Origin of the sequence: Micromonospora matsumotoense (assembly GCF_900091525.1) — a bacterium.
In the GTDB taxonomy this organism is placed as follows: domain Bacteria; phylum Actinomycetota; class Actinomycetes; order Mycobacteriales; family Micromonosporaceae; genus Micromonospora; species Micromonospora matsumotoensis.
On the sequence record NZ_FMCU01000020.1, the window covers coordinates 1 to 13703 of the forward strand.

The following is a 13703-nucleotide window of genomic DNA, read 5'->3' on the forward strand; positions in this document are numbered from 1 at the left end:
TCGCCCGGCTTCGCGACAGCGGCGCATTCGTCGAGGCTGAGCGCTTGGCGCAGGGCAGTTGCTGGCTGCTGGCGACAAAGACGTGGGACGAGTACGGGCCGGAGCACGCCGACCGGCTTTTCGAGCTGTTCGCGCCGGTTCTCCCACCAGGTAAGCCGCAGCTGCGCGAGTTCAAGAGCATCGTGATGGGAGAGCCGCCGGAGTGGCACGTGCTACCCAACTTTGTTGCTGAGCGCGATCCCCGAGAGTGGCCCTGACGGGGTGTCGGGGTACGAGTCCCAGTACATAGCCGCGTACGCCAGCTATGTACATAGCAGCCAACGGCACCGGCAAGTGCGGTTTGGCGGTCGGCAGTGGAGGCGAGGGCTCGCGCCTGAAGCTCACCGACTCCGCAATGTGACGGTAGGGGCGACCCGGCGGCACGCGGATCTGCCGAGAGTAGTGCACCGGGCGGCATTGTCAGGAACACCTACTTCGGTCCAGGTGGTGAGGTCAGGAATGTTGAAAGCCGCAGAGCATAGCTTGCAGGCCTGGTTCGAAATGGTCGTCCGGTGTGGTCTCGTCGGCTGCCTGAGCCAACAGGTTGTATTGCGGGCTGCCTTTGTCAGGTTTCCTGCTTCGTGACTGTGCGCCCGCTTGAAGGATGGACACGCTGAGCGCGTGCCCGATGGTGAATTCCCGCAGGCATCGGAGGATCCGCAAGGCGGTGGCGGGCGGCAGGCCGGCGTTCTGCAGCTTTGCCACCGCGCGGATACCCATATCGATGGATGCCGATGACCGCACGGGTCGGGTGGCGAACACCGAAACGGCGTTCGGGTGCTGTAGTAGCACGTCGCGCAGGCGGCGGCAGTACTGCGCGGCCAGTTCCGGCCACGGCGCCTGCCATGGCAGTGAGTCGGTGTCCATCTCGACGAACAGCACCTCGGCGATGCCGTCGAACAACGCCTCCTGATCCGCGAAGTGGCGGTAAGCGGCCATCGGGTCAACGCCAAGGACCGCACCGAGGCGACGCATGGAGAACTTGCGCAGCCCTTCGGCGTCGATCAGCGTGAGAGCGGCTGTGGCAAGGTACTCGCGGTTGAGCGTCGGACGCGTCGGGGGCGGCGGCACGGCGGGTGTGCTCACCTGGGGAATCCTTCGAGGATCCTCTCGAGGGCTTCGCTGAACTTGTCTGGCTGTTCGATGTAGACGGTGTGTCCGCCCGGGAACTCCTCGCACGGCACGCCGAGCCGCTCGGCGAGCATGTGCGCCGGCCGGTAGTACGGCTTGCCGACGCTTTCCCGGCCGGTGGCCAGCCGCCAGGGCACGGCGACCTCGCGCAGCGCGGGCAGGTCCGGTTGGTAATCGAGGCCGATGAGCGGCAGTTCCCGCCGCAGCAGCAGGTCGGCATTGCCCAACTGGCGCGTCATCGAGCTGGGCTCGCGGCCGGTGACCCGGCGTACGGCCGCGCCGACCGGCAGAGCGGCCCGGGAGGCGGCTGCGACCAGGACCTGTCCTACAGCCGAGCGGACCGATCATCATGCCGTCGTCGGTGTGGGATCCCCTTTTGTCGCAAGGGATCTGGCCACGGACAGCCAGGCGTGGGCGGCCACCGCGAGGGTGATGTGGGCGTACCAGGCCCGCCAGTCGCGGACCTGATACTCGTCGAGGCCGGCTTCGTTCTTGGCCTGCTGGAAGCACTCCTCGATCGCCCATCGGGTGCCGGCGATGCGGGCGAGGTCGACCAGGCGGGTCCGGCGTGGCCCGTAGCAGACGTAGTAGGCGATCTGCCCGGTGGTGATGCTGCGCCGGGCCAGGAGCCAGTGTCCGCGGCCCGGCTGCCAGCAGATCCGCACCGGCACCCGCGCCCACCAGTACTCCCGTGGCCCGTGCGCGCCAGCGCCGGCCGAGAGCCGGCACCACGCCCGAGCGGGCAGAGCGGCGATCAACTCCTCCGCGCGGGCGGTCCCCATGGTGGTGGTGATCATGTCGTCGTTGCGGCGGGTTGTCGTTGTCCGCGCTCTCGGAGAGTTCTTCCAAGAGCGCGTGTGCATGACCGCCCTCGACCCTCAGACCCTCGTCACGGCCGAGGTGCTCGGGAAGTTGGTCGATTACTTCGCCGCCGACCGGCACGTCACCCGTGTGTACGCCGAGCGGGCTGTGGAGCAGTTCCTGGTCTTCCTCAGGGCGCACGTCGACACCGTGACGAGCGAGGATTTCGGGATGCTGCTGCCCGACGGGTCGATCGGTCGTGTCGTGCCGACCCTCCCGGTCGACGCCGTGTGGCATTCCGTGTTGCAGCACACCGTGCCCTACGCCGCCGCCTGCGAGCAGATCGCCGGGAGCTTCGTGCACCACATCCCCATCCTGACCGAGGGGATGATGGACGGCACCGCCGTCACGTTCACCCTCGCGGCGCTGCACGCCACCGGGTACCGGGTCGACATGGAGTTCTGGCACGGTGAAGCCGAGTGGTGCTGCCCACCCGGAGAACCGGACTTCACCGGCAGGTAACAACGAGAGGTGACCATGCGCAGCGACTGGGCCGCCCTACCCGAGCCCGTGGAGGCGGCGGTCGCCGAACGAGTCGGCGGCATCATCGGCGTGTACCCGGCTCCCAGTGGTGACCACGCGGAGATCGCGTCGACCGTCATCGGCTCCACCGACACCGTCTTCGTCAAGGCCGCCTCTTCGGGCCCGGGCGTCCGGTCACTGCGATACGAACTGGCGGTCACCAAAGCCATTGGCAGGTATCCGCCTACGGTCCTGTGGGACTTCGAGTCCGACGGCTGGTTGGTGGTGGGGGCCGAGCACCTGGACGGCCCCCACCCCGACCTGTCGCCCGGTAGTCCTGATCTCGACACGCTCGCGGTGACCCTCACCGGGCTGCAAGAGACTGCCGCGCCGGACGTGCGGCTGTTCACCCCGGCGGGGCGGATCAGCTTCGCCCATCCGGCGATGGACGGCGATTCGCTCGTGCACTCCGACCTCAACCCGGCGAATCTGATCCTGACAACCGACGGACTTCGGATTGTCGATTGGGCGTACGCGACCAAGGCGGCACCGTGGGTCGAGCTGGCGTTGCTCACTCAGTGGCTGATCGGCAACGGCCACACCCCGGCCCAGGCGGAAGACTGGCTGAGCCAGTTCCCCGCCTGGGCCGGGACCGACCCCGAGGTCCTGGACGACTTCGCGGCGAGGAACGCCTCAAAGTGGGCTAACAAATCACGGCAGAACACCGAGCGTTGGGTGCGTGACCTCGCATGCTGGACCTACGAATGGGCAGGGTACCGGGCGTAGAGTGTCGGCCGTGCAAACGGAAGGGTGCCCAAAAAGGCCGAACTCGTGTCGAAACTCCTGGGCAACGACCCGCTGATCGACTATGCAATCGCCCTGGAGGTGGGGCCGACAAGTCGGTGCCCGCCATGATCGCCGTCGACCTGGTGACCGACGACGACCTTTTCCTGCCCGGTGCGTCCTGCACCCGGCCGTCTCGTCGAGTCTGGCATCTACGACCAGCTCATGGACGCCGGCGGCCGGTACGCGGAGCTGTTCACCCTGCAAGCCGCCGACTACGACACCACCGGGCCCGCCGCGATGGTGCCCCGGCTGACCGCCACCGCCTGACGGAGTTCACCATGTCGATGCCGAACCTGACGAAGCCTTCGCCGCCCACGTTGGTGATCATTCGAGGGAACTCCGGCAGCGGGAAGACCACGACCGCACGCGAGGTACGCCGCCGCTTCGGACGCGGTGCGGCTCTGCTGGAACAGGACTACCTGCGCAGAACCGTGCTCCGGGAACACGACAGCGCCCACATCGACCCGGTCGCCCCGACGTTCATCACCACGACCGTCCGCACCGCCCTCGACCTGGGCTACCACGTCGTCCTCGAAGGCATTCTGCACACCGAACGCTACGCGGTCGTGCTGCACCAGCTCATCGACGACCATCACGGGCCGGTGGCCGTGTTCTACCTGGACGTGTCCTTCGACGAGACCGTCCGCCGTCACCTCAGCCGCGACGAGCCGATTCCCGTCACCCCCGACGAGATGCGCACCTGGTACACCCACCGCGACCTGCTCGACATCCCCGGGGAGACCGTCATCGGCGAGACCAGCACCTTCGGGCAGACGGTTACCACGATCCTGCACGCCAGCGGCCTCACCACCGCCGTACCGCAGACGCCCTGCCCACGACGATGTCCGCACTGCGCCCGCAAAGCCGACCAGACGATCACCGTGACGGAGCCTTCGTGACACCGACTTTGCACCGGAGTTTCGCAGCTCAGGCCCGCCCGTATTCACCGCGATGCGCCCGTCAGGATGTCGGCGTTCTTGTCGCGGTCGCTCATTGGCAGCAGCCGCAGCAGGGCCAGAGCGTTGGTCACACCGAGGTACGCCAGTCGAAACAGCACACCCCTATCGTCATGCGGCACACGACGTCGACCACTGCCGCGCTTCAGCCCGGCCTGCTCCGCGCCAGGGCCGGCCGCTCCAATGCTTGGTGGTCACGTGGCTGTGGCCAGGGTGGATGGGATTTTCGGCATCCACAGCGTGGGTATGGAGCACTGCGCTGATCTGATGCTGGAGCTCGCGTTCCTCAATGGTGTGGGGAGTCGGGTGGTGGGCCGGCGTGCCGGCAAAGGAGGAATCCGGGCGTGGTCCTACCGTGGGCTCGGCCCGTGGTGGCCTGTGCCATTCCGGTTTCGGCTCGCACCCGCCCGACCCGATAGAGTGGGGCCGGTTCGCTACCGAACTTGGGGCCGCCGTATCCGCCGCAGGGTGGTTCGGCCCCGGCATTGGGAAAGGACGGACGATGGCCGGAGCTGCTGCGGCGGTAAAGCCGCAGATCACTTTTGGCAAGTTTCAGAATGTCGATCTCCGGGTGGCACGGGTCCTGTCGGCGCCCATGGCCGAGAACACGCGCTTCCCGTGCCGGGTGATCGAGTTGGATCTCGGTCCGTTGGGCAAACGCGTCTCGGTCGGCCAGTACGCGCTGATCGGCGAGGACGAACTGGTCGGTGCGAACGTGGTGACGTGCGTCAATCTCGGCGAGCGCGAGATGGGCCCGTACGTGTCGCAGGCGCTGGTGCTGGGGGCCCCGCATCCGGCGAGCCCCGAGGGGCAGGCCCAGGCGATCCCGATCGTGGTCGCCGGTGACGCCGTTCCCGGGGACGCCATCTACTGACGCGTCGCCGGCTCCCTGGCGTCCGTGCCGTCGCGGCCGACCACCGCCAGCCCGGCGACGATGGCCGCCATCCCGGTGAGGGTCCAGAGGGTGGCCGCCTCGCCGAGGACGAAGATGCCGAGTGCGCTCGCCATCAACGGTTCGGCGAGGCCGATGGCGGTGGCCGACGACACCGCTGTGGTCCGGAGGCCACGGATCCACAGCAGGTACGGCACCGCTGTCGCGCCGATGCCCAGCCACAGGGTGACGCCGATCCCGTTCCACGCGGTCAGCCACGTGAAGTCGTCACCGGCGGACAGCGCGACGATCGGCAGACAGGCGAAACCGAAGAAGGTGCCGACCACGACCCGCCCGTCGACCCCACGGGAGAGCAGCATCCGTCCGGCCACCGTGTACGTCGAGTACGCGGCGGCGGCGGCCAGCGCATACAGCACCCCGGAGAGCCGGACCAGCGCCGCACCGCCGGGAACGGAGAGTAGCGTCAGTCCGGCGACGGTCATCGCGGTCCCGACCGCCCAGAGGCGGGTGAGCCTTTCCTTGATCGCCAGGCCGAGCAGGCCCGTGATCAACGGCGCGCAGCCGATCGCGATCAGGGTCCCGGTGGCGACGCCCGTACTGCGCACGGCGGAGAAGAACAGCGCCTGGTAGGCGGCGACCGAACCGGTCCCGACCACGGTGAGCGCCCAGGTGGAGCGGGTCCAGCAGGCGGCCATCCCGGCGGTCCCGCCGTGGGCGAGGGCCCACGCCAGCAGGATCAGTCCGCCCGTGCAGAGCCGGGCGGTGCCTATGCCGAGCGCGGACGCCTCGGGCGGCGCGAGTACCTGGGTGGCACCGGTGGTGCCCCACAACACGGCGGCGACCAGTACCAGGAAGGCCGCCTGCCGGCTGGCGTCGGGAACCGGGGTGATCTGCCGGTCCGGACCGGCGTAGGAGGATGCGGTTTGATGATCCATAGCGTGTGCCTGCTGTCTCTTGTACCGGAGCCATTGAACGGATCTTTGACCTGTAGTACTTTCAACTCACCTCACTCTGGGTGTAGGCGATGAATGCGAAAAGTAATCCTCGGTGATGCACCTGTGAGCGACCGATAAGTTTGGAACCGATGTTCGATCTTCGGCGACTCCGCCTGCTTTCTCATTTCGCCTCTCTGGGCACGGTCAGTGCGGTCGGAAAATCGGCGCAGCTGACTCCCTCTGCGGTGTCCCAGCAGCTTGCGACCCTGGAGAAGGAAATTGGCATGCCGTTGCTGGAGCGCAAGGGCCGTCAACTGACCCTGACTGAGGCCGGGCGGGTGCTGGTCAGCAGCGCCGAGCGCATCTTCGCCGAGGTGGAGCAGGCCAAGACCGAGCTCGCGCACCTGCGGGACGGCGTCGAAGGTGCCGTGCAGTTGGCGTCCTTTCCGAGCGTCTCCCGACTGGCGGTCCCGCAGGCCCTCGCGTTCTGCGTGAACGAGGGACGCCCGGTCGAGATCGGCCTGCACGAGATGGAGGCCCACGAGAGCCTGCCGGCGTTGCGTCGTGGAGAGATCGACCTCGCCCTGGTCGACGAGTACGACCCGTTGCCGGCGCTGGTCGAGCCCGGGACCGAGTTCACCCCCTTGTTCAGTGAACAGATGTATCTCGTCCTCCCGACGAAACACCCACTCGCCCAGCGGGCGCTGCCCCTGACCGCGTACGCGGCCGAGCCGTGGCTGACCTGCCAGGTGGGCACCCTGTGCCACGCGGGCATGGTCAGCGCCTGCGCCGACGCCGGGTTCACGCCTGAGATCGCGTACATGAGCAACGACTTCACCGTCCTGCTGGCCATGATCGAGGCCGGCCTGGGCATCGGGTTCGTGCCGGCGATCACCATCGCCCAGACCCGGTACGACGTGCGGTGCCTGATGCTGGCCGAGCGCCCGTTGCGCCGACGGATCTCGGTGGCGGTGCGCAGCGCCGCCCGCAGCCGGCCCACCCTGCGGCGGCTGATCAACGCGTTCACTGCGGTCACCGCCAATCTGGACGACACGTTCAGGCTCGGCACTTACCGGTGCGGGCCCGGCTGACGGTGGACGGGTGACGGCGCTGCACCACTGACCGCCTCGGCGGCGCAGCCGAGCGCCAACTCGTCCAGTACGGTCCGTAGGTGCGTACGGAGGCGACGCACCGACGACTCGTCCAGCCCGTCGGCGGGCGAGGGGGCCCAGCTCAGCCACACGGCGAACTGGTCGTCGAGGACCACGGCCGACACCTCCACCGGGTAGGGCCGCTCGGCACGCGGAGAGCGCGCCTCCCACGGCACGGGCGTGCCGTCGGTCCGGAACCGGTCGCCGGGCGGGCCGAGGTCACCCCGGCCCAGGTAGTTGAAGCAGACCAGAGCTGGCGGGGTCGCCCGGAGTGCCGCCGCCGTCCCCGGGTCGCCGGCGTGACGGTGGAGGACGCCGTAACCGGTACCGCCGTGCGGCACCGCCGCCAACGCGGCCCGCGCGAGGGCCAACTCGGTGGCCAGGTCGGTCGCCGGCGCGCTGGTCCAGGCGACCGGGAAGACGGCGGTGAACCACCCGATCACCCCGTCCAGTTGCGGCCACCGGTGCCGGCCGTGGGTCTCCAGGTCGAACGTCACGGCCTCGTCCGGACGCCAGCGGGCGAGCGCAAGCCCGACAGCCGCCGCCATCACGTCGTGGACGCACATGCCGAGCCGGACCGGAGCCGGACCGAGCAACTGCCGGGTCGTCGCGGTCGGGACCCGGAACGTCAGGAGTCCTCCGGCCTGCTCGGGCTGTGCCGCGCCGCGCGCCGCCAGGCTCGGTGCCGCCCGCCGCAGACGCAGAACGGAGAGCCAGTAGGCCGCCTCGTGGAGGTCCGTGCCGAGTGCCGGCAGGGCTTCGACCCAGCTTTGGAAGGTCTCCGCCTGCGCCGGCAGCGAGGGTTCCTCGTCGCGTTCCAGGGCGTCCAGCGCGACCACCATGTCGTCGAGGAGCACGTGCCAGGAGACGATGTCGACGACGAGGTGGTGGATCGCGACGACGAGATGTGTGGCGTCGTTCTTTCGGTCGTGCACCAGCAGCGCCCGCAGGTGGTCACCGGTGCACGGATCGAGGGACCGGTGCAGTTGGTCGACGGCGGCGTCGCGCTCGGGGGTGTCGGTCACGTCGAGGGTGCGTACCAGCCGGTGGGAGGTGATCCCGTCGGCGGGCACCATCCGCAGGCCGGTCCCGTCGTCGACGAACCGGGCGCGCAGGGCGGGGTGTGCCGCCACGAGGGCCCGAAGCGCGGCCTCCAGGTGCGCCGGGGCCAGCGGCCGGAGCACGCGGAGCCGCACGAACATGTTCCAGTACGTCCGGTCCGTGCGGACCCGTTCGGTGAACCACTCGTGTACCGGCGCCGCAGCCGTCGGGGCCGTGGCCGGGCGGGTGCCGCCGGTCTCCGGCAGCACTGGCCGGGCCGGGGGCCTGCCCAGGTACGCGATCAGGTCCGCCAGCACCGGGTGGGACAGAAACTCGGCCACGGAGACCGGTACGCCGGCCCGACGCAGCCGGGCCACCACCCGCATGGCGAGGAGGGAGTCGCCCCCCTCGTGCAGGAAGTGGCTGTCGTCCGCCGGTGGCGGACAGCCCAGCGCCTCAGTGAAGCACCGGCGGACCAGTTCCGCTGTCGGGGTGTCCTGCCGCAGCGGAGTGACCGGTCGGCCCCCGGGCGACCGGGGCGCGGGGGCCGACGGGTGCAGCCGGGCCAGGGCCAGCCGGTCGGTCTTCCCGTTGGACAGCAGGGGGATCCTCGCCACCGGCACGAGATGGGCGGGGACCATGCGTCCGGGTAACCACGCCGCGAGCGCGGAACGCAGGTCCGTGGTGCTGCGGTGACCCGTCGGGTCGAACTCCACGAAGGCCGACAGTTCGGGCGCCCCGTCCGGGTCACGTTCCCGTACGGTGACCGCCGCCGCGCGGACACCCGGCACACCGAGGATGGCGGATTCCACCTCGCCGAGTTCGATCCGCTGTCCTGCGATCTTGATCTGGTCGTCGGCCCGGCCCAGGTAGAGGAGGTCTCCGCCGGGCAGGCGGCGGACCAGGTCACCGGTGCGGTAGACCCGGTCGGTCCGCCCTCCACCGAGGTCGACGGGGTGGAACCGTTCCCGGGTGCGTTCGTCGTCGTCCAGGTAGCCGTCCGCCAGGCTCTCCCCGCCGATGTGCAGCTCACCGGTCTGACCGTCGGGCACCGGCCGTCCGGCGTCGTCCAGGACGTAGCACCGGACGTTGTCCAGCGGCCGTCCGATCGGGACGGTGGCCTGGTCCGTGAAGGCGGCGGCGTTTTCGGGCACCGCCCGGTAGGCGGTCGCGTACGCGGTCTCGGTCGGGCCGTAGAAGTTGTAGAGCGGTTCCCGGCGGACGCTGTGGAAGGCCCGTTGCAGCGCGACCGGCAGCTTCTCGCCGGTGCTCATCACCGCCCGCAGGGACGTGTTCCGGACGAACGCCCCGGTCTCCGTCAACGCCCGGAGTTGCGCCGGGACGGTGTGCAGGACAGTGACCCGGTAGTTGTCGACGGTCGCCGCGAGCAGGTCGGGATCACCCTCGGCACTGGGGGGCGCGACGACCAGACAGGCCCCGGCGGCCAGGGTGGAGAACATCTCGTACGCGCTCACGTCGAAGGTCAGCGGCGTCTTGAGCACGAGGATGTCGTCGGGCCGCAGGCCGAAGGTGCGCACGCAGGCGCGGACGTTGTTCGCGACCGCACGCTGGCTGAGCCGCACGCCCTTCGGGGTCCCGGTCGAGCCCGAGGTGTAGAGGATGTGTGCGGTGTCGTCGGGGGTGGCGTCGCTCGACGATGGGGCGTCCGTCGTGGACGCCTCGGCCTCCCGGAGCAGGTCGGCGAGGGCGACGTCCTCCCCGGGGCCGGGTGGTGCGGTGTGCCCGCCGGCGGTGACCAGGAGGTGGACGCCGCTGTGCCGGCGGACGTACGCCAGCCGCCTGGCCGGGTGGCCGGGGTCCAGCGGGACGTAGGCCGCACCCCGGCGCAGGACCGCAAGGATGAGTGCCACGCACTCGGCCGACCGGGGCAGCAGCAGTCCGACCCGGGTGCCGGGGCCCACCCCGCGTTCGCGCAGTGCGCCGGCCAGCCGCCCGACCCGTCGGTCCAACTCGGTGTAGGTCCAGCTCTGTCCCTGGCTGCGCATGGCACAGCGGTCGGGATGGGCCTCGACGCTTCTCCGCAGCAGCGTGTCGACCGTCCCGCCGATCGGCGTCTCATTGCCAGGCACGGCCCAACCTCCTGCGTATTCTGGGTGATTCGGCGCGATCATCATCCGTCGTCCGACAATTGTAGGGGGACTTGCCTCATTGATCGACCTGTAATTCTGTGCAGAATCGCTACAAGCTCGATGTAGAAATTCTTAATTGATTTGCGCCATCGATGCAGATAGAAATACTGGGGTCACCTGGCGGTCAGTGTGCCCAGGAAAGCGGGGAGTGGGGGCATCGGCGGCAGTTCGATTCCGCCAATCCAGGCAGCGGGTACCTCGCAGCGCGGCGATCCGGTTGCTGGTTTTGCTCAGTCGGTTGGTTCTGCTCGGACATCCGTTTTGGTTAGGGGAGATCCATGTCATCTACCGACCAGTTCGCCGACACGATCACATATCGCTCGGACTGGTACCGCGAGTACCGCCATCTTCGCGGAGTCGACGAGGTCAAGAAGCGTCTGGAGCGCGACGCCCTGTTCCACGCCCTCGCCGAGCGCGGACAGCTCACCGGTCGAATGCTCGACGTGGGTACCGCCACTGGCCGGTACCCGATGCTGTTCGCCCGCGCCGGATGGCGCAGCGTCGGCCTGGACGTCGCGGACGCGGCGGTCGCCATGGCCCGGGAGGAACTGCGCCGGTCCGACATCACCGACCGGGTGGAGCTGGTCTGCGGGGACATCCGTACCGTCACGTTTCCGGAGCAGAGCTTCGATCTCGCGACCTTCATGATGGGCACGTTCGCGCACATACCGGACGCCGACCGGATCGACGCGCTGGCCACCGTCCACGGTCTCCTCGCCCCCGGCGGGTGTGTGGTGATCTCGAACTGGAACACCTCGTGGCCGGACGGACGGATGCTGTCGCTCTACGGTTCCGCCGACCGCGAATGGCTGCTGCGGGCCACGCCGGCGCCCGAGGAGACCGCGGCGATGCTGACCGCCGCCGGTTTCGGCACGGTCGACGTGCAGCACTTCTGCCCGTTCACCGACGTGCAGATCGACCACTGGATCGGGTCGCACGAGGACTCGCCCGACCGTATCCAGGCATACATGCTGAACAACAACATCTCGCCCCCCGGCCAGATGTATCTCGTCGCGGGGGCCAAGGACGCCGCGGGGACCGGGCAATGACCGCCGATCCGACCCTGGCGTGGGACGACGGAGCCATCGTCACGGTGGATCAGACCGCTCTGCCGCACCGCCGGAACGTTCTGCGCATCACCACGGTCGACGAACTGATCGACGCGATCGCACGACTCGCGATCCGGGGAGCCCCGGCGCTGGGGATCGCGGGCGCCCTGGGCGTCGCGTTGTCCGCGTACCGGCACGGGGCGGACGAGCCGGTACGGAGGGACGCCGCGCGCCTGGTCGCGGCCCGGCCGACGGCGGTCAACCTGGCCTGGGGGGTCGACCGTGCCCTGAGCCGGCTGGCCGAGGGCGCCGACGCGGTACTCGCCGAAGCCACCGCACTCGCCGAGGAGGACGAGCGGGTCAACCGGGCCGCGTCGTCCCGGGCGGCGGATCTCCTCCGGGAACTCTGCCCCCGGCCACGGCTGCGGATCCTGACCCACTGCCACACCGGGCGGCTGGCCACCGGCGGGGTGGGTACGGCGCTGGGTGCCGTACACCACCTCGCTGGGCAGGGCCAGGTCGAGATGGTCTTCGCCACCGAGACCCGACCGCTGCTCCAGGGGGCCCGGCTGACCGTGTGGGAGCTGCGCGACGCCGCCATACCCCATCGGCTCCTGGTGGACTCGGCGGCGGCGAGCGCGCTGGCCGCCGGCCTGGTGGACTGCGTCGTGGTCGGTGCCGACCGGATCGCCGCCAACGGCGACGTCGCCAACAAGATCGGAACGTACCCGTTGGCCGTCGTGGCGGCCCGCCACCGGGTGCCGTTCGTGGTCGTCGCGCCGGAGTCGACCATCGACGAGGCAACGCCCCACGGGGCCGCGATCTCGATCGAGCAGCGGCCGGGCGACGAGGTGACCTCCATCGCCGGTGTCGACACCACCTGCGCCGGCACAGAGGTGTTCAATCCGGCCTTCGACGTCACGCCGAGGGATCTGGTCACCGCGATCGTGACCGAGGACCGCCTCTGGTACCCCGCCGACCCGGGCACCGGTGACCTGGCGGACCGGATCGACCGGCTCGCCACGGTGGTCGAGGACTTTCCCCGGCCCGGGGTGCGGTTCCGTGACCTGGCCGGTGTCTACGCGCAGCCGGCGACGCTCGGGGCGGCGGCCCACGCCCTGGCCACCGCGTACCGGGACGCGTTCAGCCACATCGTCGCGGTCGAGGCACGCGGCTTCATGGTGGGCACCGCGGTCGCGCTGGCGACGGGGAAGCCGCTGGTCCTGGTGAGGAAAGCCGGCAAGCTACCCGGCCCGTTGCGGTCGGTGAAGTACGACCTGGAGTACGGCGAGGACGTGCTGGAGATGCAGGAGTCCGCGGTGCCACCGGACGGGCGGGCGCTGATCGTGGACGACGTGCTGGCCACCGGCGGCACCCTGGCCGCGGTGGCGAAGCTGGTCACCGAGAGCGGCGCCGCGGTGGCCGGGTTCGGCGTGCTGCTGGAGCTGGCCGGGCTGGGCGGAGTCCGTCGACTGCACCCCCACCGGGTGGTCGCGCTCCAGACCGACCGGTCATGACGGCGCACCCCGTGGACGTCGTCTCCACCGCCCCGTACGACGCCGCCGTCGGGCTGAGCGCGACGGCGCGGGCCCTCTACGACCAGGGCTGGATGCCGGGCACCTCGGGCAACGTCTCGGTCCGGTCCGGAGCCGACGCGGTCCTGATCACCGCCAGCGGGCTGGGCAAGGGGCGGCTCACCTCCACCGACACGGTGCTCGTCCGGGCCGACACGGGAGCGCCGGTGCGACCCGGCTCGCCCAAGCCTTCCGCCGAGACCTGCATCCACCTGGCCGTCTACCGGGCCTTCCCGACGGTCGGGGCGGTGGTGCACGCCCATCCGCCGTACGCGACCGCGCTGGCGAGCCGCAGGTCCCGTGCCGGAGGCGGGGCGGTGCGCTTCACCGACCTGGAGTTGATCAAGGGCATGGGTCGGTCGTACCTGGACAGCATCGAGATTCCCCTGTTCGCCAACTGGCGCGAGGTGCCCCGGATCGCGGCGGAGGTCGACGACCACTTCGCCCGCCCGGCGACCGACCCCGCACCCGCGCTGCTCATCGCCCACCACGGCGCGACCACCTGGGGAGCCGACCTGGCCGAGGCGAGCGACCGCCTCGAGTGCCTCGAAGCGCTCTGCCAGCTCGCCCTCCTCATCGGTGACTGACAGACACCATCGGACGGCAGCGACTCAGT

14 protein-coding genes and 1 pseudogene are annotated in these 13703 nt (G+C 69.8%); 10 read left to right on the top strand and 5 right to left on the bottom strand.

Annotated elements, in window-relative coordinates; translation table 11 throughout:
- Positions 1–257 (top strand): hypothetical protein (locus GA0070216_RS34765; protein ID WP_218108291.1); only part of this gene is annotated, 257 nt, incomplete at its 5' end.
- Between the two features lie 235 nt (positions 258–492).
- Here GA0070216_RS34765 and GA0070216_RS34770 read toward each other — a convergent pair.
- The 3 genes and pseudogenes from GA0070216_RS34770 to GA0070216_RS27930 form a co-directional block, all read right to left on the bottom strand.
- Complete coding sequence (locus GA0070216_RS34770) at positions 493–1125, bottom strand: TetR/AcrR family transcriptional regulator C-terminal domain-containing protein (RefSeq protein WP_176739172.1); 633 nt, start codon at positions 1123–1125, stop codon at positions 493–495.
- Positions 1122–1409: a hypothetical protein gene (locus GA0070216_RS34775; protein WP_176739173.1), complete on the bottom strand. Its 288-nt coding sequence runs from the start codon at positions 1407–1409 to the stop codon at positions 1122–1124. The genes GA0070216_RS34770 and GA0070216_RS34775 overlap by 4 nt, the downstream gene beginning before the upstream one ends.
- A gap of 108 nt (positions 1410–1517) precedes the next feature.
- Positions 1518–1985, bottom strand: a pseudogene (locus GA0070216_RS27930) (IS701 family transposase); the annotation flags it as partial.
- Between the two features lie 46 nt (positions 1986–2031).
- Between GA0070216_RS27930 and GA0070216_RS27935 the strand changes: the two are divergent.
- The 5 genes from GA0070216_RS27935 (at position 2032) to GA0070216_RS27950 (ending at position 5169) form a co-directional block, all read left to right on the top strand.
- The gene (locus GA0070216_RS27935; RefSeq protein WP_091252420.1) at positions 2032–2493 is read left to right on the top strand and encodes a glycine-rich domain-containing protein; all 462 of its coding nucleotides are present in this window, start codon (positions 2032–2034) and stop codon (positions 2491–2493) included.
- A 15-nt stretch (positions 2494–2508) separates the two neighbouring features.
- Positions 2509–3279, top strand: coding sequence for a phosphotransferase (locus GA0070216_RS27940; protein ID WP_091252421.1), 771 nt, complete (start codon positions 2509–2511; stop codon positions 3277–3279).
- Positions 3280–3450: 171 nt separating this feature from the next.
- Entirely contained in the window at positions 3451–3606 is a 156-nt protein-coding gene (locus GA0070216_RS34780; RefSeq protein WP_176739171.1) for a hypothetical protein, read from the top strand.
- 17 nt (positions 3607–3623) lie between these two features.
- Entirely contained in the window at positions 3624–4238 is a 615-nt protein-coding gene (locus GA0070216_RS27945) for an AAA family ATPase (RefSeq protein ID WP_091252423.1), read from the top strand.
- A gap of 559 nt (positions 4239–4797) precedes the next feature.
- Positions 4798–5169 (top strand): hypothetical protein, encoded by a 372-nt coding sequence (locus GA0070216_RS27950; RefSeq protein ID WP_141723218.1) that lies wholly within the window; start codon positions 4798–4800, stop codon positions 5167–5169.
- On the opposite strand, the gene GA0070216_RS27955 is transcribed toward GA0070216_RS27950, so the two are convergent.
- Entirely contained in the window at positions 5163–6122 is a 960-nt protein-coding gene (locus GA0070216_RS27955) for a DMT family transporter (RefSeq protein ID WP_091252300.1), read from the bottom strand. The genes GA0070216_RS27950 and GA0070216_RS27955 overlap by 7 nt on opposite strands.
- A gap of 149 nt (positions 6123–6271) precedes the next feature.
- Between GA0070216_RS27955 and GA0070216_RS27960 the strand changes: the two genes are divergently transcribed.
- Complete coding sequence (locus GA0070216_RS27960; RefSeq protein ID WP_091252302.1) at positions 6272–7213, top strand: LysR family transcriptional regulator; 942 nt, start codon at positions 6272–6274, stop codon at positions 7211–7213.
- Here the strand turns inward: GA0070216_RS27960 and GA0070216_RS27965 are convergent.
- Positions 7192–10404 (bottom strand): non-ribosomal peptide synthetase, encoded by a 3213-nt coding sequence (locus GA0070216_RS27965; RefSeq protein WP_176739174.1) that lies wholly within the window; start codon positions 10402–10404, stop codon positions 7192–7194. The two genes, GA0070216_RS27960 and GA0070216_RS27965, sit on opposite strands and share 22 nt — an antisense overlap.
- A 338-nt stretch (positions 10405–10742) precedes the next feature.
- Here GA0070216_RS27965 and GA0070216_RS27970 point away from each other — a divergent pair, with 338 nt between their 5' ends.
- Genes GA0070216_RS27970 through mtnB form a run of 3 tightly spaced genes read left to right on the top strand, consistent with a single transcriptional unit; the run spans position 10743 to position 13674 of the window.
- Positions 10743–11513 carry a class I SAM-dependent methyltransferase gene (locus GA0070216_RS27970; RefSeq protein ID WP_091252305.1) on the top strand — a complete coding sequence of 257 codons (771 nt, stop codon included), beginning with the start codon at positions 10743–10745 and terminating at the stop codon, positions 11511–11513.
- Complete coding sequence (gene mtnA, locus GA0070216_RS35805; RefSeq protein ID WP_176739175.1) at positions 11510–13030, top strand: S-methyl-5-thioribose-1-phosphate isomerase; 1521 nt, start codon at positions 11510–11512, stop codon at positions 13028–13030. The genes GA0070216_RS27970 and mtnA overlap by 4 nt, the downstream gene beginning before the upstream one ends.
- The gene (gene mtnB, locus GA0070216_RS27980) at positions 13027–13674 is read left to right on the top strand and encodes a methylthioribulose 1-phosphate dehydratase (protein ID WP_091252307.1); all 648 of its coding nucleotides are present in this window, start codon (positions 13027–13029) and stop codon (positions 13672–13674) included. The genes mtnA and mtnB overlap by 4 nt, the downstream gene beginning before the upstream one ends.
- Positions 13675–13703 lie beyond the last annotated feature (29 nt).